At 65.1% G+C, this 20,911-nt stretch carries 23 protein-coding genes and 1 pseudogene; 18 read left to right on the top strand and 6 right to left on the bottom strand.

All coding sequences use genetic code 11. The features are described from left to right. Positions 1–341 precede the first annotated feature (341 nt). The gene (locus G481_RS0116375) at positions 342–1,613 is read left to right on the top strand and encodes a tyrosine-type recombinase/integrase (RefSeq protein ID WP_028030979.1); all 1,272 of its coding nucleotides are present in this window, start codon (positions 342–344) and stop codon (positions 1,611–1,613) included. Positions 1,614–1,616: 3 nt separating this feature from the next. Here G481_RS0116375 and G481_RS0116370 read toward each other — a convergent pair whose 3' ends face one another. Next, the gene (locus tag G481_RS0116370; protein WP_028030978.1) at positions 1,617–2,219 is read right to left on the bottom strand and encodes a hypothetical protein; all 603 of its coding nucleotides are present in this window, start codon (positions 2,217–2,219) and stop codon (positions 1,617–1,619) included. Positions 2,220–2,843: 624 nt separating this feature from the next. On the opposite strand from G481_RS0116370, the gene G481_RS0116365 reads away from it, so the two are divergent. From G481_RS0116365 to G481_RS0116290, 17 genes and pseudogenes are all read left to right on the top strand, one after another. Beyond that, on the top strand, positions 2,844–3,092 hold the full coding sequence (locus G481_RS0116365; protein ID WP_028030977.1) for a helix-turn-helix transcriptional regulator: 249 nt from the start codon (positions 2,844–2,846) through the stop codon (positions 3,090–3,092). Next, on the top strand, positions 3,089–3,328 hold the full coding sequence (locus G481_RS0116360) for a hypothetical protein (protein ID WP_028030976.1): 240 nt from the start codon (positions 3,089–3,091) through the stop codon (positions 3,326–3,328). The genes G481_RS0116365 and G481_RS0116360 overlap by 4 nt, the downstream gene beginning before the upstream one ends. Then, positions 3,325–3,720: a VRR-NUC domain-containing protein gene (locus tag G481_RS0116355; protein ID WP_028030975.1), complete on the top strand. Its 396-nt coding sequence runs from the start codon at positions 3,325–3,327 to the stop codon at positions 3,718–3,720. The genes G481_RS0116360 and G481_RS0116355 overlap by 4 nt, the downstream gene beginning before the upstream one ends. Then, a complete protein-coding gene (locus tag G481_RS0116350; protein ID WP_028030974.1) occupies positions 3,717–4,724 on the top strand; it encodes a helix-turn-helix domain-containing protein in 1,008 nt (335 codons plus the stop codon). Before G481_RS0116355 ends, G481_RS0116350 begins: the two co-directional genes overlap by 4 nt. Before the next feature lie 5 nt (positions 4,725–4,729). Next, positions 4,730–5,185 (top strand): annotated as a pseudogene (locus tag G481_RS26755) (DNA cytosine methyltransferase); the annotation flags it as partial. 55 nt (positions 5,186–5,240) lie between these two features. Continuing rightward, the gene (locus G481_RS26750; protein WP_028030972.1) at positions 5,241–5,813 is read left to right on the top strand and encodes a hypothetical protein; all 573 of its coding nucleotides are present in this window, start codon (positions 5,241–5,243) and stop codon (positions 5,811–5,813) included. Continuing rightward, positions 5,810–6,490, top strand: a complete 681-nt coding sequence (locus G481_RS0116335) for a hypothetical protein (RefSeq protein ID WP_028030971.1) — start codon at positions 5,810–5,812, stop codon at positions 6,488–6,490. Before G481_RS26750 ends, G481_RS0116335 begins: the two co-directional genes overlap by 4 nt. Before the next feature lie 66 nt (positions 6,491–6,556). Next, a complete protein-coding gene (locus G481_RS0116330) occupies positions 6,557–8,095 on the top strand; it encodes a class I SAM-dependent DNA methyltransferase (protein ID WP_028030970.1) in 1,539 nt (512 codons plus the stop codon). Positions 8,096–8,250: 155 nt separating this feature from the next. Continuing rightward, the gene (locus tag G481_RS0116325) at positions 8,251–9,297 is read left to right on the top strand and encodes a restriction endonuclease subunit S (RefSeq protein WP_211235220.1); all 1,047 of its coding nucleotides are present in this window, start codon (positions 8,251–8,253) and stop codon (positions 9,295–9,297) included. Further along, positions 9,297–9,872, top strand: coding sequence for a hypothetical protein (locus G481_RS0116320; RefSeq protein ID WP_028030968.1), 576 nt, complete (start codon positions 9,297–9,299; stop codon positions 9,870–9,872). Before G481_RS0116325 ends, G481_RS0116320 begins: the two co-directional genes overlap by 1 nt. A 57-nt stretch (positions 9,873–9,929) precedes the next feature. Beyond that, the gene (locus G481_RS0116315; protein ID WP_051294610.1) at positions 9,930–10,361 is read left to right on the top strand and encodes a hypothetical protein; all 432 of its coding nucleotides are present in this window, start codon (positions 9,930–9,932) and stop codon (positions 10,359–10,361) included. Further along, complete coding sequence (locus tag G481_RS26020) at positions 10,358–10,507, top strand: hypothetical protein (protein ID WP_154664649.1); 150 nt, start codon at positions 10,358–10,360, stop codon at positions 10,505–10,507. The genes G481_RS0116315 and G481_RS26020 overlap by 4 nt, the downstream gene beginning before the upstream one ends. A gap of 157 nt (positions 10,508–10,664) precedes the next feature. Then, positions 10,665–11,291: an NYN domain-containing protein gene (locus tag G481_RS0116310; RefSeq protein WP_028030966.1), complete on the top strand. Its 627-nt coding sequence runs from the start codon at positions 10,665–10,667 to the stop codon at positions 11,289–11,291. Positions 11,292–11,300: 9 nt separating this feature from the next. Next, positions 11,301–14,432: a type I restriction endonuclease subunit R gene (locus tag G481_RS0116305; protein WP_028030965.1), complete on the top strand. Its 3,132-nt coding sequence runs from the start codon at positions 11,301–11,303 to the stop codon at positions 14,430–14,432. 839 nt (positions 14,433–15,271) lie between these two features. Continuing rightward, positions 15,272–16,534, top strand: a complete 1,263-nt coding sequence (locus tag G481_RS0116300) for a site-specific DNA-methyltransferase (protein WP_028030964.1) — start codon at positions 15,272–15,274, stop codon at positions 16,532–16,534. Then, positions 16,531–17,853 (top strand): site-specific DNA-methyltransferase, encoded by a 1,323-nt coding sequence (locus tag G481_RS0116295; RefSeq protein WP_028030963.1) that lies wholly within the window; start codon positions 16,531–16,533, stop codon positions 17,851–17,853. The genes G481_RS0116300 and G481_RS0116295 overlap by 4 nt, the downstream gene beginning before the upstream one ends. A 21-nt stretch (positions 17,854–17,874) precedes the next feature. Continuing rightward, positions 17,875–18,951 (top strand): HNH endonuclease signature motif containing protein, encoded by a 1,077-nt coding sequence (locus tag G481_RS0116290; RefSeq protein WP_051294609.1) that lies wholly within the window; start codon positions 17,875–17,877, stop codon positions 18,949–18,951. 4 nt (positions 18,952–18,955) lie between these two features. Here the strand turns inward: G481_RS0116290 and G481_RS0116285 are convergent, their stop codons facing one another. The 5 genes from G481_RS0116285 to G481_RS0116260 form a co-directional block, all read right to left on the bottom strand. Next, positions 18,956–19,525 (bottom strand): DUF3489 domain-containing protein, encoded by a 570-nt coding sequence (locus G481_RS0116285; protein WP_028030961.1) that lies wholly within the window; start codon positions 19,523–19,525, stop codon positions 18,956–18,958. Positions 19,526–19,620: 95 nt separating this feature from the next. After that, complete coding sequence (locus tag G481_RS0116280; protein ID WP_028030960.1) at positions 19,621–19,848, bottom strand: hypothetical protein; 228 nt, start codon at positions 19,846–19,848, stop codon at positions 19,621–19,623. 111 nt (positions 19,849–19,959) lie between these two features. Next, positions 19,960–20,181 (bottom strand): hypothetical protein, encoded by a 222-nt coding sequence (locus G481_RS0116275; RefSeq protein WP_028030959.1) that lies wholly within the window; start codon positions 20,179–20,181, stop codon positions 19,960–19,962. Between the two features lie 13 nt (positions 20,182–20,194). Continuing rightward, positions 20,195–20,389 carry a DUF6900 domain-containing protein gene (locus G481_RS0116270; RefSeq protein WP_028030958.1) on the bottom strand — a complete coding sequence of 65 codons (195 nt, stop codon included), beginning with the start codon at positions 20,387–20,389 and terminating at the stop codon, positions 20,195–20,197. 314 nt (positions 20,390–20,703) lie between these two features. Next, positions 20,704–20,911: ATP-binding protein (locus G481_RS0116260; RefSeq protein WP_028030957.1), on the bottom strand; the 208-nt coding region annotated here is incomplete at its 5' end.

The raw sequence follows: 20,911 nt of genomic DNA, 5'->3' as shown, positions 1-20,911 counted from the left end.
CAAGCCTTCAGCATCTCCGGCTGCAACCTGTGGCAGAGCGCAGAGGTCGAGTCCCTCAAGTGTTTGGCATCGAGCATGGAAGGGCCGGTCTCGGGATCACGAGCGATGCATGCCGATGATCGGGCCGCGATTAAACCGTCGGCGCAGGCGTCGGTATTGGCCCGCCGGTTCGCCTCCCCTGCGCGCTCGGCCAGTTCGGCCCAACTCTTTGTTTTTCCTGACCGGAACGCCCCTCCCCGCCCCAGTTCCACCTTTCGCCTGTATTCCGGTCCCGGCCCCATGGTCCGACTTGATAGTGGCGCGGGTCTACGCCTGTGTCGTTGGGCAAGGAGACGGGATAGATGATCAAGAGACTGAAACTGAACGAGAAAACCATGCGCGAGGCAGAGCCGAAGCCCGGCGTCAGCTATCAGATATTCGACACGGAGGTGATTGGCTTCGCCGCCCGTGTGCAAGCCTCGGGCGCGCGGACCTTCACCATCGACTACCGGCACGCCGGGCGGCAGCGGCGGATGACCATCGGGCGCTGGCCGGAGTGGAGCGTCACGGCCGCGCGCGAACGCGCCAAGGAACTGCGGCGCGCCATCGACGAAGGGCAGGACCCTCTGGCGACGCGCGACGAGTGGCGCGGGGCCCCGCGCGTCACGGACATGATCGACCGCTACATCGCCGAGCATCTGCCGAAACTGGCCAAGACCAACGCGGGCGACCAGGTCTCGATGCTGAAGAAGATGGTGGAACCCGCCTGGGGCAACCGGCTGGTGACGGAGATCACCAAGTCCGATGTGGCAAAGTTCCTCGACTTCGTGGCCGAGGGGCGTCCCCGGCCCTGCAAGGCGAAGCCCAACAACCGGGCGCGCAAGCTGCAGGGTCACAAGCCCACCCCGATCCGGGCCAACCGGATGGGCGAGGTGCTGCGCAAGATGTTCACGCTGGCGATGGAATGGGAATGGCGGACGGACAACCCCGCGCAGGGGTTCCATCGGCGCATCGAACATGCCCGCGAACGCTTCCTGTCGCCCGAGGAATTGACCCGGCTGGCGGCCGTGCTGGATGCGGCCGAGGATCAGCGTGCCGCGGCGATCATCCGCATGTGCATGTTGACCGGCGCCCGGGTGGGCGAGGTCCGGACCGCGCGGTTCGAACAGTTCAACCTCGACTATGCCATCTGGTCGAAACCCGCCTCGACCACCAAGCAGCGCAAGATCCACCGCGTCCCGATCTCGCAGGATGTGGCGGCCATCGTGCGACTGCGTCAGCAGGCGGTGCCGAGCGGAAACCCGTGGCTGTTCCCCGGCGACACTGTCGGCCAGCCCGTGCGGGAAATCCGCCGGTTCTGGGCCAAGGTGCAGAAGGATGCCGGTTTGGCCGACGTCCGCATCCATGATCTGCGCCACACCTTCGCCTCGCTTCTGGTCAGCGGCGGCGCGTCGCTGGAAATGATCGGCAAGCTTTTGGGCCACAGCCAGATGCAGACCACCCAGCGCTACGCTCACCTGATGGATTCTCCCCTTCGCGCGGGCGTCGACACGGTGGCCAGCCTCCTGCGCCCGCGGCCGCGCCTTGTGCATGATGCGGCGCAGGAGGGGACCGACCTTCCGAAATCGGCCTGATCGTCAGATCGGCTCCTCGCCGCGCAACTTGCTCCAGAGCGAGGTCAGCCGCTTGCGGATCGTGCTTTCATCCGGCACTTCCCCGGACTTCGAGTTCTGCACGAACCAGTCCTGCACCAATGAGACCAGAGCGGTCTTGGTTTCTGGAAGCCCCTTCTCGTGGGCGAACCAGAACAGCCACGCATACATCGCATCCCAATCGTAGCGCGGCGTGGCACCAATGGTGGAAACCAGCCGCGGCAGCAATTCCCGCTCGTCCTCGAACTGGTGCAGATTCCCGGCATCCACCAGCAGGTCAAAGGAACGCACCAGCAGGCCCTCGGCCGGGTCCGTGATCGCCAGCCAATTCGTCGCCCCAAGGGGCATGACACGCTTGAGGCGCGCATGCTCGTCGCTCGGGCCGATCCTTCGAAACAATCCCATGAATTCGGCCATCGGCACCTGCACCATTCCTGCGACGGTTTCCGCTCCGCAGAGCACCGGGGGAATGCCGGTCACGACGTTCAGGTGCCCCGCCGCAGCCCAGCCCGCGACGTCGGCTGGATGACGGTTCCAGCGAAATGCCAGCTCATAGATCGAGTGGAAGGCAACAGGCGGCAGGGGCATCGGGAAACTCCTTTCAGACATGCGGCATCCCTCGGCCAGGGCCGTCGGCATGCAGGTTACAAATGACCCGCCGTGCCGAGCACGTGGGCAGACTGGGGTTCAGAGCACGTCGTCGAGGAAAACCGCCTGTAAGCCAGAGGCACACCGTGACTGGCGTGCACATCCGACTGCGTTCGTCTTTTCGATTCTTATGGACTGCTCAACCATGAATCTACGCATCCAGAAGGCGAGCGCGCAACCACAAACCTGTGCTGTTCGCCACGAACAAAGCAAGAACCTGTGGATATCATCGAGCGCCTTCGGAACCCGACCGGAACAGCACGTTCCGGCAATTCCGGCCCCGTCAGAACCGGCCAATCCGTCCGAAAGCCGGTCAGATCGCCCGGCCCGGAGGGAGCGGTAACGCACGCGCACAGTTCACCGCCCGGAGCCGCCTCGGATGATCGCCATGGAGGCGGCTGCGTGCAATAGCATCGACCACCCACCAGCCCCAAAACCCCAATGAAAACAGGGGCGGAATAGGTCCGCCGCCTTCAATTCCACCTTCCGCCTGTCTTCCGGTCCTCGCGCTCTGCTTCGCTGACCCTGCCCCTGCCAGAGGGCGCATGGCCAACGGAGCAGCCCATGAAAGACATCCTGACCGATCCCGACGAAGACATCCCAGACCTGCTGGCCGACTGGATCAGCCGCGAGCAGCTGGCGCGGGCGCTGGGCCTGACTGCGGACACGCTGTCACGGTGGGAAGCACGACGCCAAGGGCCGCCCTGCACACGCATAGGTCGCAAGACCTTCTATCGCCGCGCCGCCATACAGGAGTGGATCAGGGCGCAGGAACAGGCCCATCCGGTGCGCAAGACGCGGGGGCGGCCATGACCGTGCAACCCCGCAGTTCCGCCTGGCCAGCCGACCGCGTGGCCGAGGCCCGCGTCGTCATCGCCGATGTCGCGCATCACAGCGATCTCCTGATCCGGCTCGCCTGCAACGTGCTTGCCCAGCATGGCGAGACCCCGGCCGAACGCGCCGATGCCCAGCGCCTGCTCGTTGTCGTCGATGCGCGGCGGCCGGTGCGACGTGCCCAGCGCGAAGATCAGGGGAGGTCCGCGCGATGAAGCGCCGTGGTACGCCCGAGGCCCATCTTCAGCGCGCCGTCGTGCAGGCGCTTCGCATCGCCCTGCCCCGCAGCGCCATCATCCACCACTGCGCCAACGAGGTAACCGAGGCCGGGCCGCGCGGGGCCAAACGCCAGGCCATCCTCGTCGGCATGGGCGTCCATGCCGGGTTCGCCGATCTGATGGTGATCTGCGACGGCCGTGTCCTGTTCCTCGAGCTGAAAGCTCCGAAGGGTCGCCTGCGGCCGGAACAGGAGGCATTCCGCGATGCTGTGCAGGCGCAGGGGTTCGGCTGGGCGCTGGTGCGCAGTCTCGATGACGCGCTGGGCGCGCTGGCCGATCACGGCTTCACCACGCGCATCGCTCCTGCCCCGCGGAGGCCCGCGCCATGAGCCACGAGGCCACGAACTGGGCCATCAAGCAGCGTGGGCTGAAGCCTACGACGAAGATCGTGCTCTGGCACCTCTGCGACCGGTTCAACCCGGATTACGGCTGCTTCCCCTCGCAGGACCGGCTGGCGCATGACTGCGAGATCAGCCGTTCCACGCTGAACGATCACCTTGGCCAGCTCGAAGCCGTGGGCCTGCTGCGCCGGGTGCCGCGGCTCGACCCCGTGACCAAGCGCCAACTGCCCACCCGCTACATCCTGGGGTTCGAGCCGGGGTTCACACCTGTGGCTGTGGTGCCGTGTCCGGAAATCGCACACGGCGAGGATGAAGGCGCAGAAAGGCTCGACGATGCTGATGGTTGCGCTGGCGGTGGTATGGCCGACGCCCTGCCGTGTCCGGATTTCGGACACGGGTTTGGCGGTGAAGCCGTGTCCGATTTTTCGGCGGAGCCGTGTCCGGAAAATGCCGAAAGCCGTGTCCGGATTTCGGACACTAACCCTGTAAGGGAACCTCTAAGTAAACCAGTAAAGGAGGAGGAGGGCGCGCAGGCGCGCGCGGCAATTTCCGATGAGGTTTTCGGGAACCTGCTCGACGCGCTGGGCCTCGACCCCGCGGCCCTGCCCGGCTGGTGGCAAGGCTGGCCGCCCCGGCTGCACGTCCAGCGCTGGCGGGACGAGCTGGGCCTGACCGAGGCGGAGATCATCGCCGCGGCCGAGGCCAGCCGCCAGGAACATCCCGAACCGCCGGATGGGCCGAAGGCACTGGACCGCGCCATGCAGCGCGCCGCCCAGCGCAAGGTCGAGAATGCCGGGCGGAAACGGCGCAAGCACAAGTCGGCCCCCGCCCCGGCGTCGAGGCCGATCACTGACCTCCCCGCCTTCTATGCCGATCTGGTCAACTCCGACCGGTATCTGCCGGTCAGCGCGATCAGCAACACGATGCGCGATGCCATGCTGGCCCGGGGGCTGGTGACGGCTGAACGCCTGCGCGAGCGCGGGGTGCGGTGAATGGCATGGTGTCACGTCCCCGGAACGGACTCTCCCTCTGCGCAGGCGGCGGAGGCCTGGATCTGGGCCTCATGCTCGCCGAGCCCGGTTACCACACCCGCGCCTTCGTCGAATGGGAGGACTGGCCAAGGGCGGTCCTCATCGCCGCCCAGCGCGCGGGGTATTTCGCCCCTGCCCCGATCTGGACCGACCTGCGCAGCTTCGACGCCCGCACCTTCCGCGGCGCCTTCGATGCTGTCCTTGCCGGATATCCCTGCCAACCCTTCAGCGCGGCCGGAAAGCGCGGTGGCGCCGACGACCCCCGTCACCTCTGGCCCGAGGTCGCCCGCGTCATCGGTGAATGCCGTCCCGAATGGGTCTTTCTCGAGAACGTCGCCGGGCATGTCACCCTCGGACTCGAGACCGTCCTGCGAGAGCTTTGGGGCTTGGGCTACACGCCTGCGGCGGGCCTGTTCTCGGCGGCAGAGGTCGGCGCGCCGCATGAGCGGCTGCGCATCTTCATCCTGGCCCACACCGATGAGCCTGCATCCGGGCACCGGCAGCTACAATCCGGCCGGGAACAGCGACTTCACCAGGAAGGCCGAGGCCTTGGCGCAGGGCATCGCGAAGGCCCTGCCGAACCAGTGGCCCACCCCGGCAGCCCAGAACTGGAAGGGCAGTTCGGAGGCCAGCATCACCCGCACCGACGGCAAGTCCCGGATGGACCTGCTGCACTACCGGGCGGAACAGGGCTTCACCCGTCCGGCCCCGGTGATCTCGCCGGATGGGCTGCGGTCCTCGCCACACGCCCCGATCTCGCGCCCGCTCTGGGCTTCGATGATTGCCTCGCATGGGCGCGCCGTCTCGCGGCGGATCCTGAAAGGCCGGTCGCGGCGGCGGCTGAACCCGCTCTTCGTCGGATGGCTGATGGGCTGGCCCATCGGGCACGCGCTCTGCGCCTGCTCGGCAATGGAGTTCACCCTTTGGCAGCAGCACATGCGTGGCGCGCTCTCGCAGCTGCCCACGGCCTCGGGCCCGTGGATCTGGCGGCCAACGGATCAGGCCCAGCGCCCGGCTCAGATGGATTTCCTTGAAGGATTGCAGTCATGAGTTTCCACCGCCGTGTCAGCGGCACCAGGATCAAGCGCGCGCTGGGCGTGCAGGCCGCGCTTGAATGGGCGTTCCGGATCGAACAGGCGCAGCTGGACCTGCCCCTGCCCCCGGACATCACCGAGGAAGGCTTCGGCTTCGGCCTGGAATACGTCCTCCTCCAGCGCGCCGTGCTGGGCTGCAAGATCGATGGCGGGCAGCATAAGATCGGCGGCTACACCCACGAGGACGCCGAGGTCATCGCCGCCACCGTCGCCGGGATCCCCGACAGCCTCGGCGGCAAGCGTATGGCGATCCGCGTGGCCGAACTGGCCCGCGCCGGGCTGACGCCCGACTGGATGCCCGGCGCTGTCCCGCGCTGTGTGCCAACCATCGTCAAGCAGAACCAGCATGGCACGCACGCGGGCACCATCGTCGTGGGCACCGAGCGCATCCGGGTGCGTGGCCCAGGCGCGCGGGGCACATGGAAAACCATCGACATCCTGGCCTGCCCGGTGACGTTCTCCCCTCACCCTCAGCAGATCGAGGCCGCCCGGCGCGGCTATGACGACTGGTGGCAGGCGCTGGGCTGGGTCCGCGACGGGCTGATCGCGGGCGGGATGCTGCGCGAGGTCGAGGTGACAGGGGCGATGCCGAAGGTGCGGCCGTGGGAAAGAACCCCGCCAAGCCGCTGTTAGCGGCTGGATTTCGCCCTCCGGCTGAAATACCGTCTGGAAAAGACTTACCGGGGGGCGGATTTCACAATGGCATCAATCGACAACGGCTCTGACCTCGGGATTGAAGCCGCCCTGTTCAGGGCCGCCGACAAGCTGCGCGGCAACATGGAGCCGTCGGATTACAAGCACGTAGCTTTGGGCCTCATCTTTCTAAAGCACATCTCGGACGGGTTCGAGATGAAACGCCAGGCGCTGCTCGCCGAATACCCCGAGGGCGCCGAGGATCCCGACGAATACCTCGCCGACAACATCTTCTGGGTGCCGCAGGAGGCGCGCTGGTCCCACCTTCGGGCCAACGCGAAACAACCCACCATCGGCCGACTGATCGACGAGGCGATGATCGCCATCGAGAAAGTCAACCCCTCGCTCAAGGGCGTCCTGCCCAAGGACTATGGCCGTCCCGCGCTCAACGCCGTCATGCTGGGCGAGCTGATCGACCTGATCTCGGGCATCGCGCTTGGCGAAGGCAAGGACAAGGCGCGCGACCTCTTGGGCCGGGTCTACGAATATTTCCTCGGCCAGTTCGCGGGATCCGAGGGCAAGCGCGGCGGCGAGTTCTACACCCCCCGCTCGGTCGTGCGCACCATGGTCGAGATGCTGGAACCCTACAAGGGCCGCGTCTATGACCCCTGCTGCGGGTCGGGCGGCATGTTCGTGCAGTCGGAAAAGTTCGTCGAGGCGCATGGCGGCCGTCTGGGCGACATCGCCATCTACGGGCAGGAATCGAACTACACCACCTGGCGGCTGTGCAAGATGAACCTTGCCGTGCGCGGGATCGATGCCGACATCCGCTGGAACTCCGAAGGCACCTTCCACAAGAACGAACTGCCCGACCTGCGCTTCGATTACATCCTGGCCAACCCGCCCTTCAACATCTCGGACTGGGGCGGGGAACGGCTGCGCGAGGACGGGCGCTGGAAGTACGGCATCCCCCCTGCGGGCAACGCCAACTTCGCCTGGTTGCAGCACATCCTGCACCACCTCTCGCCCACCGGCACGGCGGGGGTGGTGCTGGCCAATGGCTCGATGTCCTCGACCCAGTCGGGCGAGGGCGAGATCCGCAAGGCCATGATCGAGGGCGAGGTGGTCGATTGCATGATCGCCCTGCCGGGGCAGCTCTTCTATTCCACCCAGATCCCGGCCTGCCTGTGGTTTCTGGCGAAAGACAAGTCGAACGGCATCGCGCGGGACCGCCGCCTGCGCGACCGGCGGGGCGAGGTGCTGTTCATCGACGCCCGCAAGCTGGGCTTCATGGTGGACCGCACGCGGCGCGAGTTCTCCGATGCCGACATCGCCCGCATCGCGGGCACCTACCACGCCTGGCGGCTGGGCGAGGGCTACTCGGACGTTCCCGGTTTCTGCAAATCGGCCAGCATCGACGACATCCGCGCGCATGGCCATGTCCTGACCCCGGGCCGCTATGTCGGCGCCGAGGCAGCGGAGGAGGACGAGACGCCCTTTGCCGAGCGTTTCGCCGCGCTTCAGGAACAGCTGGAGGCGCAGTTCGCCGAGGCGGAGGAATTGACGGCGACCATCCGGGCGCGGCTGGCGGGGGTTGGGGTGTGAGAGAAGGGTGGCGACAATCTACTTGGGGCGATGAAATCAGCCTCGAATATGGCAAGGCTATTCGAGGCTATCAGGACGCCGTGGCACCGTTCAGAGTTTTCGGATCGAATGGGCCTATAGGCTGGTCAGAGAAAGCGCTGGCCCAAGGACCGGGCGTGATCCTCGGGCGCAAAGGGGCGTATCGCGGCATTCATTTCAGCGCTGACCCGTTCTTCGTGATCGACACGGCGTATTTCGTTAGGCCCAAGACCGACCTGGACATGCGATGGCTCTACTACGCCATCATCCACCACAAGTTGGGGGAGATCGATGATGGATCGCCGATCCCTTCGACAACACGTGCCGCAGTCTATGTCAGGGAGGTTGAGGTCCCACCCCTCCCCGAACAACGCGCCATTGCCGCCACCCTCGGGGCGCTGGATGACAAGATCGAGCTGAACCGGAAGATGAACGCCACGCTCGAGGCCATGGCGCGGGCGCTGTTCCGCGACTGGTTCGTGGATTTCGGCCCCACCCGCGCCAGGATGGAAGGCCGCCCCCCCTACCTCTCCCCCGACCTCTGGTCCCTCTTCCCCGACCGCCTCGACGCCGAGGGCAAGCCGGAGGGGTGGGAGGTTGGAACCCTGGGTGCCGTCGCGACAGCGAGGAATGAGGGGGTCGATCCCTCGGCGATCAGCCCCGACACGCCCTACATCGGCCTTGAGCATATGCCACGCGGGTCAATCGCGCTGACTGACTGGGAAGGCGCGGGGAAGGTTTCCTCGAACAAGGCCGCCTTTGCCACTGGCGATTTCCTGTTCGGCAAGCTGCGCCCCTACTTTCACAAGGTCGGAGTGGCTCCGGTCTCGGGTATCTGCTCGACCGACATTGTAGTCGTGCGCCCCCAGACCGCCCAATGGGCTGGTTTCGTGATCGCGTGCATTTCGGACGACGACTTCGTCGCCTACACCGACAAGACTTCGACCGGAACGAAGATGCCCCGCACAAGTTGGTCGATCATGTCCAAGTATCCGGTAGTGCTTCCGCCAGCCAATCTGGCGGAAGCGTTTAATGCGGCCGTCGCCCCTATGCTCGACCGTATCCGCGCAAGTATCCACGAATCCCGCACCCTCGCCCAGACCCGCGACCTCCTGCTGCCGCGCCTGATGTCAGGGGAGTTGCGGGTGGCCGAGGCCGAGCGCCTGGCCGAAGAGGTGGCGTGATGAGCGAGGCGGTTGCGGCCCTGTTGGGGGCCATTGTGGGTTCGGGGATCGTCGTTGTTCGCGAATGGCTGGCCAGTTCGGCCGACAGTCGCAAGCGTGCGAAATACCTCGCCGTGCGCGTCGTGATCACGCTGGACAGGTTCGTGGACCAGTGCGCGGTCGTTTCGCTCGATGACGGGTATCTTGAAGGGAACCGCGACGAAGCAACGGTGACCACCGAAGCGCCCTCACCCATCAGCTTTCCCGATGACGTGGACTGGCGCAGTATCGATCACCAACTGGCCTATGATCTTCTTTCGCTCGACAACAGGCTGCACGACGCCCAGCAGGCGATCAGTGCGGCGGCCGATTACGCGTCGCCCCCGGACTACGACGCTTATTACGAAACGAGACGCTACAGGTATGCCCTTCTCGGGCTGGAAGCCGCAAGACTCGCCCGCATCCTTCGGGATACGCATGATCTTCCCAGAAGAACCTTCGGCGAATGGAACCCCGAAAGCAAACTGGAGGAGACACGCAAAAAGATTGAAGCGGAACGAGAAAGGGACAAAGCGCTTTCGTCCGAGCTGCTTTGAAAATCCGCGTGCAAAGCCATACACTATCAAATTCGCCCACCTTTGATATCAAACAGAATGAGCGCAGCCGAGATCGATCTGACCAACCTGAAACGCGCCATCGTCATGCGGCTCGACCGCGAGGCGAAAGAGCATTCCAAGGGCCACCAGAAGAGTTACGCAAACCGCTATTCGATGCGATCCTCCGACGGCGCCCTGATAGAGTTGATGTTCGAGAAGGGCGAGAAGTCCCCTGCCAATCTGTGGGTCAAAGAGGATTTCGTGCGGGACCTGCTGGATGGCCGTATCCCGTTCACGATTTCCCCGGCATCGAAGCTGTACCAGACCGTCGGCAAGACCGGCGAGAAGCAGTACGGACGTCACTCGGCGCTAGAGGACATGATGCAGCTCGGGAAGGCGGACCTCGTCTGTTTCGCCCTTCGGAGCATGGCGGACCTGGACCGGATTCTGGCGGTGCTGGCACAGGTTACGAGACCGGTGCGCGCATGATAACCTTGACCGAAGTCGAAGCCGCCCCGCTCGATCAAGCTGAATGGCAGGCGGATGTCTGCCTGACTGGTGTCGTTTCGGGCCTGAGTGATTTCAAACCTGAGCGGGATGTCGGGTCGGAACAGATGGCGGAGGCGGTACGATGACCTGCCCGTGCATCACGCCGCTGCGTTGCGTTTTTCGCAACTGGACTCTTGACCTGGTGGAGAAAATGTCCACTTATGCCTGCATATCTCCCTCGGCGCTTCGGTGCCGGGGCGCGCGGCGGCCCCAGTGGCCGCTGCTGCTTTTTCGGGGGTTCGCATGAGAACCCACGTCTATGTCGACGGTTACAACCTCTACTTTGGTTGCCTCAAGAAGACTCCGCACAAGTGGTTGAATCTGCACGCGCTTTGTAGCGCGCTGATGCCGCAGAACGACATCCGTGCCATCCGCTACTTCACCGCGCAGGTCAGCGGCACCCCGCATGATCCCGACCAGCCGACCCGCCAGCAGACCTATTTCCGGGCCCTGCGCACCCTGCCGCAGGTCAGCATCCACCTCGGCCATTTCCTGACCCACGAGGTCAGCATGCCCGACGCCGCCGACTGGCAGCGCGGAAGATACACCCCGCGGCGGGTGATGAAGACCGAGGAGAAGGGCTCGGACGTCAACATCGCCACGCATCTGTTGATCGACGCCTTCGATGATGCGTTCGACGTGGCAGTGATCGTCAGCAACGACAGTGACCTCAAGGAGCCTATCTCGGTGGTTCGCAACCGGTTCGGCAAGACTATCGGGATTCTCAACCCCCAAGCCAAGGTCAGCCGCGCCCTGCAACCGCTGGCGCATTTCATCAAGCCGATCCGGCCAGGCGCCTTGGCGAACGCGCAGTTTCCGGCCGTGATGCAAGACGCCACTGGCCAGTTTCACAAACCGGCGCGTTGGTAGGGGATCGGAATGGCAACATTGACCGAAGCCGAAGTTGAAGCCGTCCTGCTCGATCAGCTCGGAGGGCTGGGTTACGCTCTCCTGAACGACGCGGTTTCCGGCCCTGATGGCAGCGCACCCGAGCGGGAGGCGTATTCCGACACCATCCTGGCTGCGCGGCTGCGGGATGCGATGGCCCGGCTGAACCCCCACATCCCCGAGGACGCGCGCGAGGATGCCCTTCGGCGGGTGGTGGCCAGCGACCGACCCTCGCTGATCGAGGAGAACCGCCGCCTGCACCGCTTCATGGTCGAAGGCGTGCCGGTCGAATACCGGGCAGACGATGGTACGATCCGCGGCGATGCGGTGCGGCTGGTGGACCCGGAGGACGGGCTGAACGACTGGCTGGCGATCTCGCAGTTCACGGTGATCGAGAACGGCAACAACCGCCGCCCCGACGTGGTGGTGTTCCTGAACGGCTTGCCGGTGGCGGTGATCGAGGTCAAGAAACCCGGCGCCGAGACGGCGACCCTCGGCGCGGCGTTCAACCAGTTGCAGACCTACAAGGCGCAGATCCCCTCGCTGTTCCGCACGAACGGGGTTCTGGTCACGACGGACGGGATGCTGGCCCGCATCGGTTCGCTGACCGCCGACTCCGAGCGCTTCATGCCCTGGCGCACCACGGACGGGACGGACCTCGCGCCGAAGGGAGCGCCGGAGATGTCGGTGCTGATCGAGGGCGTCTTCGCGCGCGACCGCCTACTGTCGCTGATGCGGGACTTCACCGTCTTCGGAGAGAGCCCGAGCGGGCTGATCAAGATCATCGCCGGCTATCACCAGTTCCACGCCGTGAAAAAGGCGGTGGCCAGCACCATCGCGGCGACCCGGTCCCAGGGCGACCGCAAGGCCGGCGTGATCTGGCACACCCAGGGGTCCGGCAAGAGCCTGCTGATGGCCTTCTACGCGGGCCAGCTGGTGCGCGACCCGGCGATGGAGAACCCCACGCTCGTCGTGGTGACCGACCGCAACGATCTGGACGACCAGCTTTTCGGCACCTTCGCGATGTGCCGCGAGCTGATCCGCCAGACGCCGGTGCAGGCGGAAAGCCGAGAGGATCTGCAAAAGGCGCTGTCCCGCGCCTCTGGCGGTGTGGTGTTCACCACGATCCAGAAATTCGCGCCGGAGAAGGGCGAGGCCTATCCGCTGCTGACGGATCGGCGGAACGTGGTGGTGATCGCAGACGAGGCGCACCGCAGCCAATACGGCTTCAAGGCCCGGATCGAGAAGACCGGCGAGATCGCCTATGGCTTCGCCAAGCACCTGCGCGATGCGCTGCCAAATGCGTCCTTCATCGGTTTTACCGGCACGCCGATCGAGCAGGACGACGTGAACACGCCGGCTGTGTTCGGCCACTACATCGACATCTACGACATCAGCCGCGCCGTCGAGGATGGGGCGACGGTGCCGATCTACTACGAAAGCCGCCTCGCCCGGATCGAGTTGCCGGAGGACCAGAAGCCGAAGATCGATGCCGAGATCGAGGAACTGACCGAGGACGAAGCCGTCAGCGAACAGGAACGGCTGAAGCGGAAGTGGTCCACCGTCGAGGCGCTTGTCGGGGCAGAGAAGCGGCTGCGCATGGTTGCCGAGGACCTCGTCGCCCATTTCGAGGCGCGCGTGCAGGCGATGGACGGCAAGGCCATGGTGGTCTGCATGAGCCGCCGCATCTGCGTCGACCTCTACAACCAGATCGTCGCCCTGCGGCCCGACTGGCATTCCGACGACGACAGTGCCGGGCTGGTGAAGATCGTGATGACCGGATCAGCCTCGGACCCGGAAGCCTGGCAGCCCCATATCGGGGGAAAGGCGCGCCGCGATCTGCTGGCCAAGCGGGCAAAGGATCCGAAGGATGCGCTGAAGCTGGTGATCGTGCGGGACATGTGGCTCACCGGCTTCGACAGCCCATCCATGCATACGATGTACATCGACAAGCCGATGCGCGGCCACGGGCTGATGCAGGCGATTGCCCGCGTCAACCGCGTGTTCCGCGACAAGCCTGCAGGGTTGATCGTCGATTACATCGGCATCGCCCAGAACCTGAAGTCCGCGCTGGGCCAGTATTCCAAGGCGGACCAGGAACAAGCGGGGATTGACGAGGCAGAGGCCGTTGCCGCGCTTCTGGAGCGGCTGGATGTCGTGCGCTCCATGTTCCACGGGTTCGACTACTCGGCTGGATTGACCGGCACCCCGCACCAACGGCTCGTCGCACTGGCAGAGGCGTTGAACTGGATCCTCGCCAGGCAGGACGAAGCCGCCCAGCGCGAAACCGACAAGGAGGCGAAAAAGGCTGCGCACCGCCGATACCAGGACGCAGTGCTGGCGCTCTCCAAGGCCTTCGCCCTTTGCTCCGCCAGCGATACGGCCCGCGATGTCCGCGACGAGGTGGGCTTCTTCCAGACCGTAAGAGCCGCGATGGTCAAGGCGGCCGACAGTTCAGGTACGTCGGCAGCCGACCGTGACCTCGCAATCCGCCAAATCGTCAATGCTGCCGTCGCTTCGACCGAGATCGTCGACATTCTGTCGGCGGCAGGGCTGTCATCGCCGGACATCTCCATCCTGTCGGATGAGTTCCTCGCTGAAGTCGGCCAGATGGAAAAGAAGAACCTGGCTCTGGAAGCCCTGAGGAAACTGCTAAACGACGAAATCCGATCACGCAGCAAGAGCAATGTGATCGAGACCCGGAAGTTCTCGGAGCGGCTCGAAGAAGCCATCGCGCGCTACCACACCAATGCCATCAGCACGGTCGAGGTGCTGCAGGAGCTGATCGCGCTGGCCAAGGACGTTCGCGATGCACGAAGCCGCGGTGAAGAGACCGGGCTGACACCAGAAGAGGTCGCATTCTACGATGCGCTCGCCGACAACCAAAGTGCGGTTGACGTGCTCGGCAACGACCAGCTGAAAATCATCGCCCATGAGCTGCTGAAGGGACTCAAGGCAAACGTCAGCATCGACTGGGCGCACCGCGATAGCGCCCGGGCGCGTCTGAGGGTCCTCGTAAAGCGCATCCTTCGGAAGTACGGCTATCCCCCGGACCTTGAAGAAGCAGCGGTGCGGGGCGTTCTGGCACAGGCAGAAGCGATGCTTTCAGAGATGACACTGTGATGTGTGACTGGCCAAAAGGGCCCGATCTGGCAGGCTGTTGAGGTGGACCACAACAAAGAGCAAATCTCGAGGAGTTGAAGCGCTTTGCAGTTCGTTTCCCGTTCTTCCCTTTCAAGAACCCTTCTCGCGGTTGCCGGATTGGCAGGCCCTGCAACCGCAGAGACCTACCAGTTGATCTGCGAAAACCCTCGCCGTGAATACCAGGTGCGTTTCAGCGACGGCGATGCCAACATCCAACTGGACTTACCGGAGGGAACCACGCTCTACCGAGTCCTCGCGGTGGAGGAAACAGAGGCGCGACATGTGGTGGTGGCACTGACCATGAATGATGGACCCACTGTCAGGCTTTCGCTGCGACCCTACCTGCGGATGGAATACTCGAGTGGGAACGAGCTATTTCAAACTGATGCGTGCCGAACCCCATAAGGGGGTCGCACCAACAGGGGCCCCCTCCTCTGGTTCCTCCCCGCCCTGAACGTATGCGGGGGGGCGCAGCGCGGCGGTTCGCTAGCGTGAGGCATTTTCACCGGGGAAGCCAGGCGGAAGCCACCTTGCGCTCTGATGCCGGAATTCGTGAGTCAGATCAGCGGCTTGCGGAATCACGATCTGGCCGGGGTGGATTCCCGGCGGGAAGCCAGGGAAGCCACCTCCGGGGAAGCCAGGTGGGCAGAAGCCACCCGGGAAAGCCAATTCCTGAGAAGCTGTTGAATCCGCTTCACTTTTCGGGTTGACAGACCTGCCCCCATTGACCTACCCCTTGATCATCGAAGAATTGCGTCCGGAGGAAACCCCTCGCGGGCGCTTTTCATTTCCCTCCCCCACATCCCGAGCCCCGCCCCATGGACCTCGTCTTCGCGCCGAGCCAGGTTGAATCTTGGCCGATTGCCCGGCTGCGCCCCTATGCCCGCAATTCCAAGATGCACGGCGACGACCAGGTGGCGAAGATCGCCGCCAGCATGGCCAAGTTCGGCTGGACCGTCCCCTGCATGGTGGCCGACGACGGCGAACTGATCGCGGGCCATGGCCGGGTGCTGGCTGCGACGATGCTTGGTCTAACCGAGGTGCCGGTGATCCGGCTCAGCCACCTCGACGAGGCGGAACGCCGGGCCTACCGGATCGCCGACAACAAGCTGACGGAACTGGGCGAATGGGACGAAGCCCTGTTGCGCGACGAGATCGCGGGGCTGCTGGCCGAGGATTTCGACCTGACGCTGCTGGGCATCAGCGATGATGACCTTGACGCGCTGTTGCGGGATCCCGAGGCGCTGGGCGGCGATGGTCCGGTCGAGGGCGAGGACGACGTTCCTGACCTGCCGGTCACGCCGGTGTCCGTGCCGGGCGACCTGTGGCAACTCGGCGCGCACCGTCTGATCTGCGGCGACAGCACTGCGGCGGATGTGGTCGGACGGCTGCTCGGGGATGTGCGCCCCCTGCTGATGGTTACCGATCCGCCCTACGGCGTGGAGTACGATCCCTCCTGGCGCAACCAGGCCGGGGCCGCAAAGACCAAGCGCACCGGCAAGGTGCTGAACGACGACCGCGCCGACTGGCGTGAGGCATGGGCGCTGTTCCCCGGCGACGTGGCCTATGTCTGGCACGGGGCGCTGCACGCGGCGACCGTGGCGGACAGCCTGACCGCTGCGGGCTTCGCCATTCGGTCGCAGATCATCTGGGCCAAGGACCGGCTGGTCCTCAGCCGCGGTGACTATCACTGGCAGCATGAACCCTGCTGGTATGCGGTGCGCGCCAAGGGCAAAGGCCATTGGGCGGGCGACCGCAAGCAGACGACGCTGTGGCAGATCGCCAACCGGGACCAGGACGCCGACACGGTGCATGGCACGCAGAAGCCGGTGGAATGCATGCGGCGGCCGATCCTGAACAACTCCAGCCCCGGCCAGGCGGTCTATGAGCCCTTCATGGGATCCGGCACCACGCTGATCGCGGCCGAAACCACCGGGCGGGTGTGCTTCGGGGTCGAGTTGAACCCGGCCTATGTTGACGTCGCCATCGAGCGCTGGCAGTCCTTCACCGGCCAGGAGGCGGTGCTGGCGGAAACCGGCGAGACCTTTGCCGCCCTCAAGGCGAAGCGGCTCGCGGCATGAACGCGCCCCTCCTGCCCGGCCGGATCGAACACTGGCCGCTGGCCCGCCTCCGGCCTTACGCGCGGAATGCCAAAACCCACGACGCCGACCAGGTGGCGAAGATCGCAGCCAGCATGGCCGAATTCGGCTGGACCGTCCCCTGCCTGGTTGCCGCCGACGGCGAGTTGATTGCAGGGCACGGCCGGGTCCTGGCCGCTGCCCGGCTGGGTCTGGCCGAGGCGCCGGTCATCGTGTTGGGCCATCTGACCGAGGCGCAGCGTCGGGCTTACCGGATCGCCGACAACAAGCTGACCGAACTGGGCGGGTGGGACGAGACGCTGCTGCTCGAGGAACTGCGGGGCCTGATGGCCGAGGACTTCGACCTCGGGCTGATCGGGATCCCCGAGGATGAACTGGACGCGCTGCTGCATGCCGCCGACGATCCTGCGCCCATCGACGATGACACCGCGGATACCATCCCCGAGGCCCCGGCCGAACCGATCACCCGGCCAGGCGACATCTGGGCGCTGGGCGAGCATCGGCTGATCTGCGGTGATGCCACAGACCCGGCCGTGGTGGTGCGGCTGATGGACGGCGCGCAATCGTCGCTCCTCTTCACCTCCCCGCCCTACGCGCAGCAGCGCGACTATGGCGCGGCGAAGGAGAAAGTCGGCGATTGGGATGCGCTGATGCAGGGCGTCTTCGCCGCGGCCCCGGTCACCGCCGATGCGCAGCTACTGGTCAACCTCGGCCTCGTTCATCGCGATGGGGAGTGGATCCCCTATTGGGAGGGCTGGGTCGAGTGGATGCGTGCACAGGGCTGGCGGCGCTTCGGCTGGTATGTCTGGGACCAGGGGCCCGGCCTGCCGGGCGACTGGAACGGGCGACTGGCACCGTCCCACGAGTTCATCTTCCACTTCAACCGCCAGCCGCGGAAGCCGAACAAGACGGTCGAGAGCAAGCACGCGGGCGAAACCCTCGGTGGTGGCGGCCTGCGCGGCGCCGACGGCATGGTCCATCGCAAGACCGGTTTCGGCAACGCGATCCAGAGCCACCGCATCCCCGACAGCGTGTTCCGGATCACGCGCCACAAGGGCGGTCTGGGTGCCGCCGGATCACACCCGGCCGTGTTCCCCGTGGCGCTGGTCGAGGCGGTGCTGGAGGCCTTCACCGATCCCGGCGACCTGGTGTTCGAACCCTTCTGCGGCTCCGGCACCCAGCTGATCGCCGCCGAACGCACCGGACGGCCCTGCTGCGCGGTGGAACTGGACCCGGTCTACTGCGACGTTGCCGTGCGGCGGTGGGAGATGGCAACGGGGCGGAAGGCCAGCCGCGATTGACCAGTTGGCCCGAAATTGCGAATGTTCGCCCAGAAGGAGAATGGGAAATCGGCCTACCGCCTTCGGCACTTGAATGGTCGAATCTCGCCGGAGCAGTTGATGCGTAGCCCTTCCCTTTCGTCCCCCAGCAAAGCCGACCAACTCATTGATATCTTTGAACGCGAGGTGGAGGTCGAATATCGGGGCGAGCGGTATCGGGTTCGCGACAATGGTTCCGCGCATCGTCTGCCCCAGAAACGGCAGAAGACCAGACCGCTTGATGACCAATGGACCTTTGGGCGGCAGGGGTTGTCGACTGGCTACATGTATCTGAGCGGCGTGCCCGTTCATCGGATCGTCTGCTGGGCTTTTCATGGCGCGCCGCCCACTGACCGTCATGTCGTTGATCACATCGACACGAACAGGGCGAACAATCGACCGGAAAACCTGCGGTGGGTCACGCGGCTGGAAAACGTCCTGCTCAACGAAATCTCTGCTCGGCGCATCGAACTGGTCTACGGCTCGATTGAAGCCTTCTTCGCTGACCCCAACCGGGTCCAGACCGATAAGGTGTTTCCCGACATATCCTGGATGCGCACCTTGTCGAAGGACGAGGCGGCAGCCGCAAAAGCACGTTTGCAGGAATGGGCAAAGAGCGGTTCTGTCCCAAGCGGTGGCGCGCTGGGCGAGTGGCTGTATGGGACAAGAGAGCGGGCAAGCTATGAGCCTCCCTCGGAAGAGTATGAGTCGCTGACGCCGTCGGTCGTGCAGGTCATATGGAAGGTGCCGACAGAATTCCCACTTTGTCCGGAGGCAGTGACCGAGGACGCGCTCGAGCGCTACGCGGAAAACCTGAAGTTTGGCCGTGTTTTCGCCCGAAACCATCTCTACCAGAGTCTGGTCGTGCAACATGGCATGACCGAGGACAGCCTCGTGGTCCTTACGCACGATCCTAGCGACAATGCGATCAAGGACTGGGCGGTCGCGCATGTCGGTGTCCGCGGCGAATTCTTCTACCACCGCAGCGAACACCAGTATTTTACCCTGCAGGGGGCCCTCAAGACTTTCTGTGAACTGACCGGCGACAGCTACGACGACTGCATGGACGACTACTGCTGATCGATCAGCTACCTTCGGGGAGCCGGTACACCATCCCCCTGCCCTCGACCTTCTCCGCTGCGATGGGCAGACCCAGCTTTTTCTTCAGGGCACCAGAGATCGAGCCCCTTACCGTGTGCGCCAACCATCCGGTGGCCTCGACCATCTCGGCGACCGTCGCTCCCTCGGGGCGCTGGAGCATGGCGATGATCTGCGCCTGCTTGGTGCCAGCGCGGATGGCGACGGGTTTCGCGGTGCCTGTGTCGTCGGGCATCTGCACCGGTTCCGGCTTCGGCCTCGCCTTCCGCGCGCTGGCGACAGCGGTGGCCGCCAGCGGCTCGATCCCGATGGCCTCCAGCCCGGCCTCGGTCGCGATCAGCGTGGTGCCGTGACCGTCGCCGGTCTCGCGCCACATCGGCTCGCCACTCCGCCGGTTGGCCTCGACCTCCTCGAGCCAGCCGCGGGCGAGCAGCTTGCCGACGACCATCTTGGCGGCGGCGCCGACCAGCCCCTCGGGCAGCGGCAGGGCGAGGTTGCCCGGCCGGGTCGCGGCGCGGGACAGGATCAGGGACTGGGTGTCGGACGGGGTGGTCATCGGGGCCTCCGTGGCTGTGGGCGCGCGGTGTGCGCGCCTTCTACGAAGGCAAGCCCCGTCATCGGACGGGGCGGCCGTCGCGCGGGTTGGGCGCGTCAAGCGGCGTGTTCGCCCTCCTTGAAGGCACTGTCGGTGATCTGGCGCAGCAGGCCCGCGTAGTGCGTCAGCGTCCCGACATGCCCCCAATGGATCTCGTCGGGTTGGGTTTCGAAGTGGTCGTCGCTGAGGGCCTTCAGGCGCTCCAGCATGGTGTCGATCTCGGCCTTTGCAGCGATGAAGGCGTCGAGGGCCTTGGAGTTGTCGGTGGCGCGGCGGGTCGTCATGGAAGGGCGTCCTTCGGTGAGTTGCATCGTCTTGGTGCCGACACCATCGCTCTGTCGGGCGGATGATCGTAGGCAAATCGGAGCAATATCAGTGCTTTCTGATCGCTCCCGTCAGATCAGCTGCATCTCGGCCAGCGTGCGGCTGGCGGCGCCCAGCTGGGCGGTGGGCAGTTCGATCTTCAGGTGCGAAAGGACGTCGGACGCCTCGGCCGGGATCCCGCTCTCGCGCAGCGCCTGCTCGATGACTTCGGCGATGGCGTCGGGGCGGGTCAGATCGAAGCCGTCGGGAAGGGCGGAATAGTCGATGCGGATGGTGGTGATGGCCATGGTCATGTCAACGGCTCCCTCAGCGCTTGGCCGCAGCGAGGCCCGCGGCATAGGCCTCAATCAGGGCGGCGCGGATCGACCAGACGGCGACGTCGTGGAAGTCGAGCCCATCGCTGTTCCGGGTGTCCAGCGTCTCGACGAAGAAGTGGCGCTTGGCGATGTCGAGCATGAGCGCCTCGGGCGCGGCGGGGGCGGGTTTGGCGGTTGCGGTCATGGTCTGGCCTCCGATCCAGGGGTGAGTTCCTGATCGCAGAATCGCTCTGGAGGGCAAGGCAATCAACCGGATTGATTGTCTTTTCCTGTTTATTTTCAATATCTTGATGGGATTCACAGCGCCATGAAAGGCATGAGCGAACGCGAGTACGCGGCCCATTCTGGCCTGTCGCGCGGCGGGGTGTCAATCGGCATCCAAACGGGCCCCCTGATCGGCGTCCAAAAGTGACCCCTTTGGCGCGCGGGTGAGCAGGCCCGTGGCGGCGTAGCTTTCCAGCTGGCGCAGCCGACGCGGGCCTGCGTTTCGGAGGGTGTTCAGGCTCGGGTTTTGATGCGCCAGCTGTCGTTGCCAGTCTCGACGATGTCGCAGTGGTGGGTGAGCCGGTCGAGCAGCGCGGTGGTCATCTTCGCGTCCCCGAAGACGGTCGGCCATTCGCCGAATGCCAAGTTGGTGGTAACGATGACGGAGGTCTGCTCGTAGAGTTTGCTGACCAGATGGAACAGCAGCTGGCCGCCGGACTGC

It is taken from the genome of Gemmobacter nectariphilus DSM 15620, assembly GCF_000429765.1.
GTDB classification, from domain to species: domain Bacteria; phylum Pseudomonadota; class Alphaproteobacteria; order Rhodobacterales; family Rhodobacteraceae; genus Wagnerdoeblera; species Wagnerdoeblera nectariphila.
The sequence above is the reverse complement of the archived record's forward strand: the minus strand, read 5'-3'. Positions and strand labels throughout refer to the sequence as shown.

Bases quoted from the DNA above. Each gene is read 5' to 3' on its own strand.
- G481_RS0116375 (WP_028030979.1), top strand. From the start codon at position 342: ATGATCAAGAGACTGAAACTGAACGAGAAAACCATGCGCGAGGCAGAG.
- G481_RS0116370 (WP_028030978.1), bottom strand. From the start codon at position 2,219: ATGCCCCTGCCGCCTGTTGCCTTCCACTCGATCTATGAGCTGGCATTT.
- G481_RS0116365 (WP_028030977.1), top strand. From the start codon at position 2,844: ATGAAAGACATCCTGACCGATCCCGACGAAGACATCCCAGACCTGCTG.
- G481_RS0116360 (WP_028030976.1), top strand. From the start codon at position 3,089: ATGACCGTGCAACCCCGCAGTTCCGCCTGGCCAGCCGACCGCGTGGCC.
- G481_RS0116355 (WP_028030975.1), top strand. From the start codon at position 3,325: ATGAAGCGCCGTGGTACGCCCGAGGCCCATCTTCAGCGCGCCGTCGTG.
- G481_RS0116350 (WP_028030974.1), top strand. From the start codon at position 3,717: ATGAGCCACGAGGCCACGAACTGGGCCATCAAGCAGCGTGGGCTGAAG.
- G481_RS26750 (WP_028030972.1), top strand. From the start codon at position 5,241: ATGAGCCTGCATCCGGGCACCGGCAGCTACAATCCGGCCGGGAACAGC.
- G481_RS0116335 (WP_028030971.1), top strand. From the start codon at position 5,810: ATGAGTTTCCACCGCCGTGTCAGCGGCACCAGGATCAAGCGCGCGCTG.
- G481_RS0116330 (WP_028030970.1), top strand. From the start codon at position 6,557: ATGGCATCAATCGACAACGGCTCTGACCTCGGGATTGAAGCCGCCCTG.
- G481_RS0116320 (WP_028030968.1), top strand. From the start codon at position 9,297: ATGAGCGAGGCGGTTGCGGCCCTGTTGGGGGCCATTGTGGGTTCGGGG.
- G481_RS0116315 (WP_051294610.1), top strand. From the start codon at position 9,930: ATGAGCGCAGCCGAGATCGATCTGACCAACCTGAAACGCGCCATCGTC.
- G481_RS26020 (WP_154664649.1), top strand. From the start codon at position 10,358: ATGATAACCTTGACCGAAGTCGAAGCCGCCCCGCTCGATCAAGCTGAA.
- G481_RS0116310 (WP_028030966.1), top strand. From the start codon at position 10,665: ATGAGAACCCACGTCTATGTCGACGGTTACAACCTCTACTTTGGTTGC.
- G481_RS0116305 (WP_028030965.1), top strand. From the start codon at position 11,301: ATGGCAACATTGACCGAAGCCGAAGTTGAAGCCGTCCTGCTCGATCAG.
- G481_RS0116300 (WP_028030964.1), top strand. From the start codon at position 15,272: ATGGACCTCGTCTTCGCGCCGAGCCAGGTTGAATCTTGGCCGATTGCC.
- G481_RS0116295 (WP_028030963.1), top strand. From the start codon at position 16,531: ATGAACGCGCCCCTCCTGCCCGGCCGGATCGAACACTGGCCGCTGGCC.
- G481_RS0116290 (WP_051294609.1), top strand. From the start codon at position 17,875: ATGTTCGCCCAGAAGGAGAATGGGAAATCGGCCTACCGCCTTCGGCAC.
- G481_RS0116285 (WP_028030961.1), bottom strand. From the start codon at position 19,525: ATGACCACCCCGTCCGACACCCAGTCCCTGATCCTGTCCCGCGCCGCG.
- G481_RS0116280 (WP_028030960.1), bottom strand. From the start codon at position 19,848: ATGACGACCCGCCGCGCCACCGACAACTCCAAGGCCCTCGACGCCTTC.
- G481_RS0116275 (WP_028030959.1), bottom strand. From the start codon at position 20,181: ATGACCATGGCCATCACCACCATCCGCATCGACTATTCCGCCCTTCCC.
- G481_RS0116270 (WP_028030958.1), bottom strand. From the start codon at position 20,389: ATGACCGCAACCGCCAAACCCGCCCCCGCCGCGCCCGAGGCGCTCATG.